This is a genomic window from Ruegeria sp. CF2 (assembly GCF_056537385.1).
Window position 1 is genome coordinate 1190834 of sequence record NZ_JBQFRL010000001.1, and the last position, 13977, is coordinate 1204810.

A 13977-nucleotide genomic window follows, 5' to 3' on the forward strand; every position below is an offset into this window, starting at 1 on the left:
GCGTATCGTCGGGACGCGCCGGCCCCGGTCTGTTCCTATCCCAGCATCCTGCGCAGCAGCCGCGCCGCGATCCATCCCAGGACCGCCCCGCCGCCGATTGCCCAGACCGGGTTGATGAAATCGGTGTAGTTGACGTTGACATAGGCCACGCCCAGCAAGCCGCCCAGAACAGGCAGCGCATAAGACGCCGCGGTCAGGACATCATCCCTGCGGGTGCGCGGCGAGCGAGCCATCAGCCGACCGAGCCTTCCAGCGAGATCGCGACCAGCTGCTGGGCTTCCATGGCGAACTCCATCGGCAGCGCCTGCAGCACGTCCTTGCAGAAACCGTTGACCACCAGCGCCACGGCCTCTTCCTCGTCCATGCCGCGCTGGCGGCAATAGAACAGCTGATCGTCATCGACCTTCGAGGTTGTGGCCTCGTGCTCGACCCGGCTGCTGTTGTTCTTGACCTCGATATACGGAACGGTGTGCGCCCCGCATTTGTCGCCGATCAGCAGGCTGTCGCATTGGGTGTAGTTCCGGCTGTTCTTGGCCTTGGGGTGCATCGACACCAGCCCGCGATAGGTGTTCTGGGCCTTGCCCGCGCTGATGCCCTTGGACACGATGCGCGACTTGGTGTTCTTGCCCAAATGGATCATCTTGGTGCCGGTATCGGCCTGCTGCATGTTGTTGGTGATGGCGATCGAGTAGAACTCACCCTGGCTGTCATCACCCCGCAGGATGCAGGACGGGTATTTCCACGTTACGGCACTGCCGGTCTCGACCTGCGTCCACATCACCTTGGACCGGTCACCCCGGCAATCGGCACGCTTGGTAACGAAGTTGTAGATGCCGCCCTTGCCGTTCTCATCCCCCGGGAACCAGTTCTGGACGGTCGAATATTTCACCTCGGCGTCTTCTTCGACGATGATCTCGACCACTGCGGCGTGCAGCTGCGCGGTATCACGCTGCGGCGCGGTGCAACCTTCCAGATAGGACACGTACGAGCCCTTGTCGGCGATGATCAGCGTCCGCTCGAACTGGCCAGTGTTTTCCGCGTTGATGCGGAAATAGGTGCTCAGTTCCATTGGGCAGCGAACGCCGGGCGGCACATAGACGAACGAGCCGTCCGAGAATACGGCCGAGTTCAGCGTGGCGTAGAAATTGTCCGACACCGGAACAACCGAGCCCAGATACTTCTTGACCAGTTCGGGGTGCTCCTTAATCGCCTCGGAGATCGAGCAGAAGATGACGCCGGCCTTCTTCAGCTCAGCCTGGAAGGTCGTGCCCACCGAAACCGAGTCGAACACCGCATCCACGGCGACCTTGCGGCCCTCGGCCGGGGCATCCTCAGCGCCCTCGACGCCTGCCAAAATCATCTGTTCTTTCAGCGGGATACCCAGCTTTTCGTAAGTGGCCAGCAGCTTGGGGTCGACTTCGTCTAGCGACTTGGGCTTGGTCTCCATCGACTTGGGCCGGGCGTAGTAATACTGGTCCTGAAAGTCGATTTCAGGATAGTGGACCATGGCCCATTTGGGCTCTTCCATCTGGGTCCAGCGCTCGAAGGCCTTCAGACGCCATTCGGTCATCCACTCGGGCTCTTCGTTCTTTTCCGAGATCAGTTTGACGATATCGGGGTTCACGCCCTTGGGCGCGTATTCCATCTCGATATCCGTATCCCACCCGTATTTGTAGGTTCCGACCTCGCGCACCGCGTCAACGGTTTCCTGATCGACACCTTCTTTTACCTGGGTCTGGTCCAAAGCGGCCATGTTCCACCCTCCGTCAGATCACGCGGCCCGCGCGCGATGCTTTTTCTCTTTTTCCAGCCACGTTTCGGCGAAACGCAGCACGTCTTCTTCACTCGTCTCGGGGCCCAGCGAAACGCGTATCGCGCTGGCCGCCGTGGCCTCGTCATATCCCATCGCGGTCAGTACCGCGCTTGCCCTCACCTTGCCGCTGGAGCAGGCCGAACCGGCGCTGATCGCAAAGCCCGACAGATCCATCTGCATCACCTGCGTTTCGCCCTTCCAGCCGGGCGTCGCAAAGCACAGAGTGTTGGGCAACCGATCCTGATCTTTCCCGACAAAAATAGTAGATTTAGAACCAGCCTCAAGGGCCTTTTCTAGAATATTTCTAAGTTCTGCAACCTTTTCCCAAACTCCGTTTGCCAGATCTCGCGCCGCCGCTTCAGCCGCAGCGCCGAACCCCGCGATTCCAATGACATTTTCCGTCCCCGACCGGCGACCCATTTCCTGCCCGCCGCCCTTGATCTGGGCCTCCAGATCGGTGCCGCGTTTCATCACAACGGCGCCCACACCCTTTGGCCCGCCCAGCTTGTGCGCCGAGACCAACGCGATCTGCACATCCAGCCAGTTGAACGCGATCGGCAGTTTCCCGAACGCCTGCGTTGCATCGGTGACCGCCAGACCCTTGGGCAATGTCTGAATGAGTCCGGTTTCAGAATTGGCGAGCTGCAACGTGGACCGAGCCGGGTCGGCTACGGTGACAACGCCTTGGTGCGAAACTGGCAAATCCTCGACAGTCCAGGCCCTTACGGCATCATGTTCGATCGCCGCGCCATGCAGGTCGCGCCCTTCCAAGGCCAGCGCCGCCCCTTCGGTCGACCCGGATGTGAACACGATATCGGCTCCATCCGCCCCAAAGGCCGCCGCCACCTGAGCACGCGCCTTTTCGATGACGGCTTTGGCCGCCCGCCCCTCGGCATGGACCGAGGAGGGGTTCCCGCAGACCTCCATCGCGGCGATCATTGCGTCGCGCGCCTCGGGGCGCAGCGGGGTCGTGGCGTTGTGATCCAGGTAAACACGTTTCATGGAGTCACCTTTTCATCCACGGCCACACGCTTCGAGAGTCCCAATCCGCTCATCGGTCAATCATCCACGACCGAGAACAGCCCAGGCACCGCTGGACACGGCGCAAGGTCGTTCTGGATCACATCGGACAAGCGTGTCTGGTGCAGGAACACGTAGACATGCGCGCTGAGACTTTCCCACAGGCGGTTGGTCAGCGACTGCGCCCGGCTGCCCGAGGATCCCCCCGAAGCCCCGGCCCCCTTGTGCATGGCATCAACTGTTTCATCCACTGCTGACAGAATCTCGACCACGCGGATCTCCGACGCCGGCCGCGCCAAACGATAGCCGCCGCCCGGCCCGCGCACGGATGCAACCAGATCGGCACGGCGCAGCTTGACGAACAGCTGCTCCAGATAGGGCAGCGAAATGTCCTGACGCTCGGAAATCTCTCCCAGGGTCACCAGCGTGTCGGCGGGCTGAAGCGCGATGTCCGCCAACGCAACCATCGCGTAACGGCCCTTGGTTGACAGCTTCATTCTTCGATCCTCGTGGCTTGAACCGCGTGAAAACATTGACGTCGCCGCGGTCAGTGCGTATCTCCGACTGACAGCGTGTTCACGCTTCGATACTCAATTAGAACCGTTCTAAGGTGCCTGACGATAACCGTCAAGTATATCCCGGCGCCCGCGAGAAAAAGACAGGACAACCGCACACATGCCCGAGGTGATTTTTCCCGGACCTGAAGGCCGACTGGAAGGCCGTTACCACCCCCAAAAGGAAAAAGACGCACCGATCGCCATCGTGCTGCACCCGCACCCCCAGTTCGGCGGGACCATGAACAACAAGGTCGTCTACAACCTGCACTACGCGTTCTACAACATGGGTTTTACGGTCCTGCGCTTCAATTTCCGGGGCGTCGGCCGCAGCCAGGGCGAGTATGACCAGGGAGTCGGAGAACTCAGCGACGCGGCATCGGCGTTGGACTATCTGCAGTCGATGAACAACAACTCGAAACATTGCTGGGTTGCAGGCTTTTCGTTCGGAGCCTGGATCGGCATGCAGTTGCTGATGCGTCGCCCCGAGATCACCGGCTTCATCAGCGTGTCGCCGCCCGCGAACATGTATGATTTTTCGTTCCTTGCCCCCTGCCCCTCGTCCGGGCTGATCATCAACGGAACGGCTGACCGGGTGGCACCGCCGGCGGACACCACCGCACTGGTCGGAAAGCTGCACGAGCAGAAGGGTATCACCATCACCCATACCGAGGTTGAAGGAGCCGACCACTTCTTCCAGGGTGAGCACATGGATACGCTGATGACCAACGTGACCGACTACGTCAAACGCCGCCTGACCGAGAACACACGCTGATGTCCGACACCATCACCATTCTCGCGGCGAAACTGGCCGAGGATACGATGAAGGTCATGGACGAAACCGGCCAGGATCGGTTCTACGTCGAAGTCGGTGACGTGCTGGGCGCAGCCTCCCAATCGCTTGAGGAGGCTTTCCTTACCGAAATCCGCGTCCGGTTGGCCGAGCGCAAGGCGCGGCAATTCCTGATCAAGAGGCTGTCGGATCACCGGTCCAAGGTGAAGGCGATCGAAAAGCAATAGGCGCAAAAAAGGAGCCCGCGGGCTCCTTTTTCGTTTCATTCGTGGCGTTCAAACTGTTGTTGCGCTTGACCTATCAACCAATTTGGCTGCGTCAGTATCGACGGACCCCCCGTCAGCAAGCCACCCAATCGCCACGATTATTGCCGAAGCAAACACGACCGTTTTTGCAAATGTCGTCATGAAACACACTCGTTAAAAAAGTAATCGAAAACGTGGATTAGTTTACACGCTTTCCGGCCTTGCCATAGTCGGGTTTACCTGACCCTAGGTGAACCAACGAAAGGGGCGGCTGCCTGAATTTCCTTGCGCCGTTTCTGAATTCTGTGCTCAACGTCCCAGCAGATGCATCAAGGGTTCAAGAACCATGCCCCACGCCTACCTGATCCTCCTTCTCGCCGTTATTGCCGAGACAATCGGAACGACCGCATTGCAGGCCAGCCAGCAATTTACCCGGTTCTGGCCCTCGGTGCTGGTGGTGGTGGGCTATGGCTTTGCCTTCTACCTGATGGCGCTGACGCTGAAGGTAATGCCCGTCGGCATCGTTTATGCGATCTGGTCCGGGCTTGGCATCGCTCTGATTGCGCTGATCGGCTTTGTGGTTTTCGGCCAACGGCTGGACTGGCCCGCGGTTCTGGGCCTTGCGATGATTCTGGGCGGCATTCTGGTCATCCACCTCTTTTCGCAAACTGCGGGCCACTGATCGCGCGTTAGGGCTGGTAACTTGTGCCGCGCCGCGTTATGCGCGCGGCAACTTCCCGTTCAAAGGCTGACCTCATGGACATGCGCAACATCGCAATCATCGCTCACGTGGACCACGGTAAAACGACCCTGGTGGACGAGCTTCTGAAACAATCCGGTGCATTCCGGGAAAACCAGGCCGTGGCCGAGCGTGCCATGGACAGCAACGATCTCGAACGTGAACGCGGCATCACCATTCTGGCCAAGGCCACCAGCGTGGAGTGGAAAGGCACGCGCATCAACATCGTCGACACCCCCGGACACGCCGATTTCGGCGGCGAGGTCGAGCGTATCCTCAGCATGGTCGACGGTGTTGTGCTGCTGGTTGATGCCGCCGAAGGCCCGATGCCTCAGACCAAGTTCGTGACCTCGAAGGCGCTGGCGCTGGGCCTGCGCCCGATCGTGGTGTTGAACAAGGTCGACAAGCCCGATGCCGAGCCCGACCGCGCCCTGGACGAATGCTTTGACCTGTTCGCCAACCTCGGCGCCGACGATGACCAGCTGGATTTCCCGGCCATGTACGCCTCGGGGCGGTCGGGCTGGGCCGACATGGAACTGGACGGCCCGCGCAAGGACTTGTCCGCTCTGTTCGACCTGGTAGTCGACCACGTTCCCGCCCCCAAACAAGCTGAGCGCAAGGATGAACCCTTCCGCATGTTGGCGACCACTCTGGGCAGCGACCCGTTCATCGGTCGCATTCTGACCGGCCGTGTGGAAAGCGGTACGCTCAAGGCGGGTGACAGCCTCAAAGCGCTCAGCCGTGACGGCAAGCTGATCGAGAATTTCCGGGCCACCAAGATCCTGGCCTTCCGTGGTCTCAGCCAGCAACCGATCGACGTTGCCGAAGCGGGCGACATCGTAACCATCGCGGGCATGAGCAAGGCCACCGTCGCGGATTCGCTGGTGGCGCCCCAGGTGGTCGAGGCCCTGCCCGCCCAGCCGATTGACCCGCCGACCATCACTGTGACCTTCGGCATCAACGACTCGCCCTTGGCGGGGCGTGACGGCAAGAAGGTCCAGTCGCGCGTCATCCGCGACCGCCTGATGAAAGAGGCCGAATCGAACGTGGCGATCCAGATCACGGACACCCCCGGCGGCGAAGCCTTCGAGGTCGCGGGCCGCGGTGAACTGCAGATGGGCGTTCTGATCGAGAATATGCGTCGCGAAGGGTTCGAGCTCAGCATCTCGCGCCCGCAGGTTCTGTTCCGCGAGGAAGACGGCCAACGCCTGGAGCCCATCGAGGAAGTCACCATCGACGTGGATGACGAATTCTCGGGCGCAGTCATCGAAAAGGTGACAGGCGCGCGCAAGGGCGAGCTGGTTGAGATGCGCCCCGCAGGAGTTGGCAAAACCCGCATCATTGCGCATGTCCCGTCGCGTGGCCTGATCGGCTATCACGGTGAATTCCTGACCGACACCCGCGGCACCGGCGTTCTGAACCGCGTGTTCCACGGCTGGGCACCGCACAAGGGCCCGATCCCCGGGCGGCGCGCCGGCGTTCTGATCTCGATGGAGAACGGCCAGGCCGTCGCATACGCGCTGTGGAACCTGGAAGAGCGTGGGCGGATGTTCGTCGGCCCCCAGACCGATGTGTATCAGGGCATGATCATCGGCGAACACTCGCGGGACAATGACCTTGAGGTGAACCCGCTGAAAGGCAAGAAGCTGACCAACGTGCGGGCCAGCGGCTCGGACGATGCCGTTCGCCTGACACCGCATGTCCAGTTCTCGCTGGAGGAGGCCATTGCTTACATCGACGACGATGAGCTGGTCGAAGTAACCCCGAACGCGATCCGACTGAGAAAGCGGTTCCTTGATCCGCACGAACGCAAGCGTATGGCCAAGTCAGCCTGACCCCCGGTCCGTTCGATTTTGGACGGGTCGGAAACAATGGCGCGAATGTGACATTTTTGCGTCCATCTGAAACAGTGTTTTCTCAGGGAAGCCATGAATGGTTCATGGCTTCCCTTTTGTTTTGCCAGCAATTTCGTCCATAAGATGAGTTAATTCCGCATTGCTATCGCGGTGTTGCCCTTGAAAATGCGACGTGATAGGGGTGTATTTGTGTTCAAAGTATGTCATCGCCAGGTTGTTCGGTGATGAGTTTAACGAGTGTAAGGAGGCGCGATATGCGCATCAAATCCCGTCTACTGACAATAGTATTTGCTTCAGCTTCATTGCCTCTGATTTCCGGTGGGCCTGTCGCCGCCGCGGGCAAGTGTACGATCCAGACAGCCCGGCAGTCGGTTTCCACAGAAACCCTGTGTGCCTGTACGGTCGTGGATGCACGGATGCTGCGTTACATCCAGCGTCGTGCCGATTTTGAAGACATTCTTGCCAGAACTCTGCAGACCTGCCCGGCATTTGCGGCCGTACTGACGGATTTCCCGACCGCGTCGATTGGAACAGTGGAACAAAGATCCGGCGACGGCCCTTCGGACCCGGGTGGTAGTTCTTCAGGCGGCAGCTCGAGCGGTGGGAGTTCCTCTGGCGGAAGCGGCGTTACCCCAACCGGTGGCGGCAGCTCCAGCGGTGGTAGCTCCAGCGGCGGCTCCAGCGGTGGCAATCCTGCACCGCCAGCGCCTCCAGGGGGGTCTGGTGGCAGCTCCAGTGGTGGTTCCGGTGACGGAGGTGGCAGTTCCAGCGGCGGCAGCTCCAGCGGTGGGTCCGGCGACGGCGGTGGCAGCTCGAGCGGCGGCAGCTCCAGCGGTGGGTCCGGCGACGGCGGTGGCAGCTCGAGCGGCGGCAGCTCTAGCGGTGGCTCCGGTGACGGTGGCGGCTCTGGTGACGGTGGCGGCTCCGGTGATGGTGGCGGCTCCGGTGATGGTGGCGGCTCCGGTGATGGTGGCGGCTCCGGTGACGGTGGCGGCTCCGGTGATGGTGGCGGCTCCGGCGACGGCGGCGGCTCCGGTGACGGTGGCGGCTCCGGTGACGGTGGCGGCTCCGGTGACGGTGGCGGCTCCGGTGATGGTGGCGGCTCCGGTGACGGTGGCGGCTCCGGTGACGGTGGCGGCTCCGGCGACGGTGGCGGCTCCGGTGACGGTGGCGGCTCCGGCGACGGTGGCGGCTCCGGTGACGGTGGCGGCTCCGGCGACGGTGGATCCGGAGGCGGCGATAGCGGCGGCTCAAGCGGCGGCAATGGCAACGGTAACGGCGGTGGCGTTAACGGTAATAATGGCGGCGGAAATGGACCGGAAGGCGCAAGCCCTGGTCAGGGCAACAACGCCAACAATGACGAGGACTAACCGCCTTTGGTCGTGATGCCACGTTTCAATGGCAATCTGGCATACAAATGAAAAAGGGCGATGAATTCATCGCCCTTTTTTGCTGGAGCCTTCAAGAAACTCAAATTCGCTGTTGCTTCTTAGCTTCGCCCGTAGATCCCAACCCAACGCTGGGGCTGTTTTGGGTCCTGCATCCGCAGGAACAAATAGCGTGTAGCCGACCAGGGCTTGATCCGATTGGTCAGGTTGTCCAGTACGAGATCACCCTGATTGGAGCGGTAAACCAGAACCGCGTGAGGTCCGCGACGGGTGTCCAGGACGGTCGCCAGCAAAAGCTTGTTGGGATCAATTCCAGCCTTGATCAGGTCACGCTTTTTCAGCAGCGCAAAATCCTCGCAATCACCGCCGCGCGATGTTGGCAGGGCCCAACGCTCCCGCGTCTTGTACTGCACTTGGTCCGTGACCTCACGCGTTGTCGCATTGACCTGGGCATTGATTTGCTTGACCAGTCGCAGTTCCTGATGGCTGGGCAGCGAAACCGACTTCTTGTTCGCACAAGCCCAAGCATACTGGCGGCACAAGGTCCGTGCGCCCGACGGCGGTGGCGAAGCCGAAAACCCCGAAATGAAAGCTGTCTCTGAAGCGCTGGCTTGTCCTGTCGCAAGAACGGCACCGCCGATCACTCCCAACACACCCAGAGCCAATGTGGCCTTGCTGGCCGCGCGACTTGCCACTGTGTTGAGCCTGTCCAAAACCCGTTTCATGCCTGTCCCTCGATCCCATACGTTCGACTGACTGCCGCTTCTGAGGACCATATTCTGCTTTTGGAAACTATCCGTTAACAGACTGGCTCTGGCAATCCTCGGTCAGGTTGTCGGCAAAAAACGGCGGAAATTCGTAACTCAATATGACCTTTTCCGCGCAAGAAAATGGCGAAGCCTGACACAATTAGAGGTAGAACGTCATAGTTTCGCCGCCACAAAAAATCTCAACCCACTGAAAGTATGAGGGAAATTTTGTTGCGGGACGTGATCACCGGAACACTATCGGCCCAATTCCAGGATCGGCGTCGCAACTTTGGCTGACGTAGCGTCACCCAAAGCGGGTTCCGGAGCCAATCCAAGACCGGCTCCGGTTGATTCTCACTCGGTCGTTTCGACGACCAGCAATTCGCGCTCGCTTGCGCCCCGGGCGTGGCTCAGGGCTTCTTGGTATTCAGCCGAGTTGTAACAGGCGACGGCGGCTTCAACCGACGGGAACTTCGCCACGACATTGCGGGGCCGCTCTTTGCCTTCCAGTTGGACATAGCGTCCTGCACGGGCAATGAACGTGCCCCCATGTTTGGAAATGGCCGGGCCGGCAAGCTCGGCGTATTTGCCATAAGCTTCGGCATCAGTAACCTTGACATGTGCAATCCAGAGTGCTGGCATCTTATCCTCCCAAAACCTCTTCCGCGGCCTTGATGGCCGCCGCGGCGTTGGCGGCATCGCGACCACCGCCCTGCGCCATGTCGGGACGCCCGCCGCCGCCCTTGCCGCCCAGTTCCTGCACGGCGGCCTTGACCAGATCGACGGCCGATATCGACTGCGTCAGGTCGCTTGTGACACCGGCAGCAACTGCAGCCTTGCCGCCCGTTTCGGCGATCAGAAGAACGGCGCCCGATCCCAGCCGCGCTTTGTGCTCATCAATGAGGGCCGGCAGATCCTTGCCCGACACACCATTCAGAGCCTGTGCCAGGAACTTGACGCCGTTGATCTCTTTGGCTTCCGCGCCGCCGCCTTGACCGGCTCCACCGGCCATCGCCAGATCGCGGCGCAGTTGCGCCACTTCGTTCTGCAACGACTTGCGCTCGTCCAGCAGAGCTTTGATGCGATCGACGACATCATCCGGCTGCGCCTTCAACTCGGCAGCAATCTGGCCAAGCCGCCGATCCTGCTCGGTCAAGTACCGCAATGCAGAGTCCCCGGTCAGAGCCTCGATCCGCCGCACGCCCGCGCTGCTTGCACTGTCACCCAGAATGACAAAGGTCCCGATATCTCCTGTCTGGCGCACATGCGTACCGCCACACAGTTCGATCGACCAGGTTTGGCCGTCGTGGCCCTTGCCGGTCTGGGCCTTGCCCATCGAGACGACCCGGACTTCGTCGCCGTATTTCTCACCGAACAACGCCTGTGCCCCCAAGGCGCGGGCATCGTCCGGGGTCATGATACGGGTTTCGACCGTCGAGTTCTGACGAATGAACTCATTCACCTCGCGTTCCACGGTCTGCAACTCAGCCTGTGTCAGCGCTTTGGCGTGGCTGAAATCAAACCGCAGACGGTCGGCAGCATTCAACGATCCGCGCTGTGCAACATGATCGCCAAGCGTTTCTCGCAGCGCTTCGTGCAGTAGGTGGGTCGCCGAGTGGTTCGCTCGGATGGCCGAGCGCCGGGCGTGATCGACTTCGAGCTCGACGGCATCACCTTTGGCGATCGCACCGCTGTCCACGACGATCTTGTGTGCATAGACCTTGCCATCCGCGAACTTCCGGGTGTCTTCGACCGTCGCGCTCTGGGTGCGATCTTCAAGACGGCGGATGCTGCCGGAATCGCCAACTTGGCCACCCGCCTCGCCGTAGAAGGGTGTCTGGTTTACGACCACCCAGCCGGATCCGCCCTGCTCGATACGGTCTACAAGGTCACCGTCGACCACCAGGGCCACAACCTGGCCCTCAGCCATTTCCGTTTCGTAGCCCAGAAAATCGGTCGCACCGCTTGCGTCCAGTATGTCGAACCAGACCGCCTGATCTGCTGCCTCGCCCGAACCAGCCCAGGCGGCGCGCGCCTTCGCCTTCTGCTCGGCCATGGCGGTGTCGAACCCATCGGTATCAACCGTCCGACCTTTTTCGCGCAGGGCATCCTGGGTCAGGTCAAGCGGGAAGCCATAGGTGTCATACAGCTTGAAGGCGGCATCCCCGGGCAGCGGCGCCCCGTCCGGCAGGCCCGCCACTTCGTCATCCAGCAGCTTGAGCCCCCGGTCCAACGTCTGCTTGAACCGGGTTTCCTCCAACAACAACGTCTCTTCGATCAGAGCCTGAGCACGACCCAGCTCGGAATACTGCGCGCCCATCAATTGAACCAGTGTCGGAACAAGTTTGTGCATGACCGGATCCTTGGCGCCCAGAAGATGCGCGTGGCGCATGGCCCGGCGCATGATCCGGCGCAGGACATAACCGCGACCATCATTCGAGGGCATGACCCCGTCTGCAATCAGGAACGAGGTCGACCGCAAGTGGTCGGCAATCACCCGATGGTGCACATTCTGATTGCCATAGGGGTCCACATGCGTGACTTCGGCCGAGGCCTCGATCAGTGTCTTGAAAAGGTCGGTGTCATAGTTGTCATGGCTGCCCTGCAGCAACGCGCCGATCCGTTCCAGACCCATGCCGGTATCGATCGACTGCATGTCCAGTTCACGCATCGAGCCGTCTTCGAACTGCTCGTTCTGCATAAAAACGATGTTCCAGATCTCGATGAACCGGTCACCGTCTTCCTCGGCCGATCCCGGAGGGCCGCCCCAGATGTGGTCGCCGTGATCATAGAAGATCTCGGTACATGGGCCGCAGGGGCCGGTCGGGCCCATCTGCCAGAAATTGTCGCTGGTGGCGATGCGGATGATCCGGTCCTCGGGAACGCCGACTTTCTTCCAGATCTCAAACGCCTCGTCATCGGTATGGTAGACGGTCGTCAGCAGACGGTTCTTGTCGATCCCGAACTCCTTGGTGATCAATTCCCAAGCGAACGGAATCGCTTCCGATTTGAAATAATCGCCGAACGAGAAGTTGCCCAGCATCTCGAAGAACGTGTGGTGGCGGGCCGTGTAGCCGACATTGTCCAGGTCGTTGTGCTTGCCGCCGGCGCGCACGCATTTCTGCGCCGTGGTGGCACGTGTGTAGTCGCGGGTCTCAAGGCCGGTGAACAGGTTCTTGAACTGCACCATGCCCGAGTTAACGAACATCAGCGTCGGGTCGTTGCGCGGCACAAGCGGGCTCGACGCGACCACTTCGTGCCCTTGTTTGGCAAAGTAGTTCAGAAAGGTTGAGCGGATATCGTTCAGCGTGGGCATTGGGCTCTCTCAGCGCGCATTCATGATCTATCGCGACGGTTTAGCCCCCTGCCCGCCGATAGTCCACAGGATTGCTGCACCGCAAACGAAACAAGGTGAACCCGAAGGCTCACCTTGCCAGTGTTCTCTCGGATCTTCCGATCAGGCTTCGAGGATATCATCCTCATCCGCCGCAGGCGGCATGTCGAAATCAAGCCCGTGCGCGGCACGGATCTTATCCTCGATTTCCAGCGCAACCCGATTGTTGTCCCGCAGGTATTGCTTGGCGTTTTCACGCCCCTGCCCGATCCGCTCATCCCCATAGCTGAACCACGAGCCGGACTTTTCGACCACTCCGGCTTTGACGCCAAGATCCAGCAGTTCGCCCATCTTGCTGATGCCCTCGCCATACATGATGTCGAATTCCACCTGCTTGAACGGCGGGGCCACCTTGTTCTTGACCACCTTCACGCGGGTCTGGTTACCGACCACCTCATCGCGGTCCTTGATCGCGCCGATGCGGCGGATGTCCAGACGGACCGAGCTGTAGAATTTCAGGGCGTTGCCCCCGGTCGTAGTTTCCGGGCTGCCGAACATGACGCCGATCTTCATGCGGATCTGGTTGATGAAAATCACCATGCAGTTGCTGCGGGCGATCGAGCCGGTCAGTTTGCGCATCGCCTGGCTCATCAGCCGGGCCTGCACACCCACATTGCTGTCGCCCATGTCGCCTTCCAGCTCGGATTTCGGCGTCAGCGCCGCCACCGAGTCCACAACGACCATGTTGACCGCCCCGGAACGCACCAGCGTATCGGTGATTTCCAGCGCCTGCTCACCCGTGTCGGGCTGCGAGATCAGCAGTTCATCCAGATCCACCCCCAGCTTGCGGGCGTATTGCGGGTCCAGCGCATGTTCCGCATCGACGAATGCACAGACGCCGCCGCGTTTCTGCTGCTCTGCGATACAATGCAGGGTCAGGGTCGTCTTGCCCGAGCTTTCCGGGCCGTAGATTTCGACAATCCGACCCATCGGAAGTCCGCCAATGCCAAGGGCAATATCCAGCCCAAGTGACCCGGTCGAACTGGCTTCGATCTCCTGCCGGGCACCATCGCCCAGTTTCATGATCGAGCCCTTGCCGAACTGCCGCTCGATCTGCGCCAACGCGCTGTCCAGCGCCTTTTGCTTGTCGGGGTTTTTCTTGTCGTTCATTGTCAGAAGATCCGCCATTGTCCTGTCGCCTTCCCTTTTGTCACACCCATCACCGGGCGGCAATCGCTGCTTTGTTCGCCTCTTGTTCCTTATGAGATCAAAAAGAGAACATTTCAACAAAAACTTTCATTCCCTACCTTTCGATGAAGAGGTTAAAGAGTCGTTTACTCTGATCTCGAAACTGCTCAATCATGCACAAGGCTTTGTCTTTGCGATGAAACTTTGCTTGCACAGGCCGGCGATTTTGTGCGGAAGCAATTGACCTTGGCCGCCGGGGCGGACAATCATGTGGCACGACAGCCTTCGGCGCAGGAAA

The 13977-nt window shown here is 60.5% G+C and carries 13 protein-coding genes; 5 read left to right on the forward strand and 8 right to left on the reverse strand.

Annotation, left to right across the window (positions count from 1 at the left end; all coding sequences use genetic code 11):
- Positions 1–35: 35 nt before the first annotated feature.
- From ACR0IR_RS05880 to iscR, 4 genes are read right to left on the reverse strand one after another with little or no spacing between them, the layout of a single operon-like run.
- The gene (locus ACR0IR_RS05880) at positions 36–233 is read right to left on the reverse strand and encodes a hypothetical protein (protein ID WP_170363443.1); all 198 of its coding nucleotides are present in this window, start codon (positions 231–233) and stop codon (positions 36–38) included.
- Positions 233–1753, reverse strand: a complete 1521-nt coding sequence (gene sufB, locus ACR0IR_RS05885; RefSeq protein ID WP_170339113.1) for a Fe-S cluster assembly protein SufB — start codon at positions 1751–1753, stop codon at positions 233–235. The genes ACR0IR_RS05880 and sufB overlap by 1 nt, the downstream gene beginning before the upstream one ends.
- Before the next feature lie 18 nt (positions 1754–1771).
- Positions 1772–2815, reverse strand: coding sequence for a cysteine desulfurase family protein (locus ACR0IR_RS05890; protein ID WP_170363442.1), 1044 nt, complete (start codon positions 2813–2815; stop codon positions 1772–1774).
- 56 nt (positions 2816–2871) lie between these two features.
- On the reverse strand, positions 2872–3330 hold the full coding sequence (iscR, locus tag ACR0IR_RS05895) for a Fe-S cluster assembly transcriptional regulator IscR (protein ID WP_093962098.1): 459 nt from the start codon (positions 3328–3330) through the stop codon (positions 2872–2874).
- Between the two features lie 178 nt (positions 3331–3508).
- Here iscR and ACR0IR_RS05900 point away from each other — a divergent pair, with 178 nt between their 5' ends.
- From ACR0IR_RS05900 to ACR0IR_RS05920, 5 genes are all read left to right on the forward strand, one after another.
- Positions 3509–4162, forward strand: a complete 654-nt coding sequence (locus ACR0IR_RS05900; protein WP_093962099.1) for an alpha/beta hydrolase — start codon at positions 3509–3511, stop codon at positions 4160–4162.
- Positions 4162–4407, forward strand: coding sequence for a hypothetical protein (locus ACR0IR_RS05905; RefSeq protein WP_093962100.1), 246 nt, complete (start codon positions 4162–4164; stop codon positions 4405–4407). The genes ACR0IR_RS05900 and ACR0IR_RS05905 overlap by 1 nt, the downstream gene beginning before the upstream one ends.
- 364 nt (positions 4408–4771) lie before the next feature.
- On the forward strand, positions 4772–5107 hold the full coding sequence (locus ACR0IR_RS05910) for a DMT family transporter (RefSeq protein WP_170339109.1): 336 nt from the start codon (positions 4772–4774) through the stop codon (positions 5105–5107).
- 74 nt (positions 5108–5181) lie between these two features.
- A complete protein-coding gene (gene typA, locus ACR0IR_RS05915; RefSeq protein WP_170363441.1) occupies positions 5182–6999 on the forward strand; it encodes a translational GTPase TypA in 1818 nt (605 codons plus the stop codon).
- A gap of 744 nt (positions 7000–7743) precedes the next feature.
- Positions 7744–8406: a hypothetical protein gene (locus ACR0IR_RS05920; protein ID WP_170363440.1), complete on the forward strand. Its 663-nt coding sequence runs from the start codon at positions 7744–7746 to the stop codon at positions 8404–8406.
- Positions 8407–8509: 103 nt separating this feature from the next.
- Here ACR0IR_RS05920 and ACR0IR_RS05925 read toward each other — a convergent pair whose 3' ends face one another.
- From ACR0IR_RS05925 to recA, 4 genes are all read right to left on the reverse strand, one after another.
- Positions 8510–9133: a transglutaminase-like cysteine peptidase gene (locus tag ACR0IR_RS05925; protein WP_170339104.1), complete on the reverse strand. Its 624-nt coding sequence runs from the start codon at positions 9131–9133 to the stop codon at positions 8510–8512.
- A 378-nt stretch (positions 9134–9511) separates the two neighbouring features.
- A complete protein-coding gene (locus tag ACR0IR_RS05930) occupies positions 9512–9799 on the reverse strand; it encodes a DUF1330 domain-containing protein (protein ID WP_170363439.1) in 288 nt (95 codons plus the stop codon).
- Between the two features lies 1 nt (position 9800).
- Positions 9801–12473: an alanine--tRNA ligase gene (alaS, locus tag ACR0IR_RS05935; protein WP_170363438.1), complete on the reverse strand. Its 2673-nt coding sequence runs from the start codon at positions 12471–12473 to the stop codon at positions 9801–9803.
- Positions 12474–12614: 141 nt separating this feature from the next.
- Positions 12615–13679, reverse strand: a complete 1065-nt coding sequence (gene recA / locus ACR0IR_RS05940) for a recombinase RecA (RefSeq protein ID WP_170363437.1) — start codon at positions 13677–13679, stop codon at positions 12615–12617.
- Between the last annotated feature and the right edge of the window lie 298 nt (positions 13680–13977).

Excerpts from the sequence above, each read along its gene's own strand:
- ACR0IR_RS05905 (WP_093962100.1), top strand. The coding sequence starts at position 4,162 with ATGTCCGACACCATCACCATTCTCGCGGCGAAACTGGCCGAGGATACG.
- ACR0IR_RS05900 (WP_093962099.1), top strand. The coding sequence starts at position 3,509 with ATGCCCGAGGTGATTTTTCCCGGACCTGAAGGCCGACTGGAAGGCCGT.
- sufB (WP_170339113.1), bottom strand. The coding sequence starts at position 1,753 with ATGGCCGCTTTGGACCAGACCCAGGTAAAAGAAGGTGTCGATCAGGAA.
- ACR0IR_RS05930 (WP_170363439.1), bottom strand. The coding sequence starts at position 9,799 with ATGCCAGCACTCTGGATTGCACATGTCAAGGTTACTGATGCCGAAGCT.
- ACR0IR_RS05925 (WP_170339104.1), bottom strand. The coding sequence starts at position 9,133 with ATGAAACGGGTTTTGGACAGGCTCAACACAGTGGCAAGTCGCGCGGCC.
- ACR0IR_RS05880 (WP_170363443.1), bottom strand. The coding sequence starts at position 233 with ATGGCTCGCTCGCCGCGCACCCGCAGGGATGATGTCCTGACCGCGGCG.
- ACR0IR_RS05890 (WP_170363442.1), bottom strand. The coding sequence starts at position 2,815 with ATGAAACGTGTTTACCTGGATCACAACGCCACGACCCCGCTGCGCCCC.
- ACR0IR_RS05910 (WP_170339109.1), top strand. The coding sequence starts at position 4,772 with ATGCCCCACGCCTACCTGATCCTCCTTCTCGCCGTTATTGCCGAGACA.
- alaS (WP_170363438.1), bottom strand. The coding sequence starts at position 12,473 with ATGCCCACGCTGAACGATATCCGCTCAACCTTTCTGAACTACTTTGCC.
- typA (WP_170363441.1), top strand. The coding sequence starts at position 5,182 with ATGGACATGCGCAACATCGCAATCATCGCTCACGTGGACCACGGTAAA.
- iscR (WP_093962098.1), bottom strand. The coding sequence starts at position 3,330 with ATGAAGCTGTCAACCAAGGGCCGTTACGCGATGGTTGCGTTGGCGGAC.
- recA (WP_170363437.1), bottom strand. The coding sequence starts at position 13,679 with ATGGCGGATCTTCTGACAATGAACGACAAGAAAAACCCCGACAAGCAA.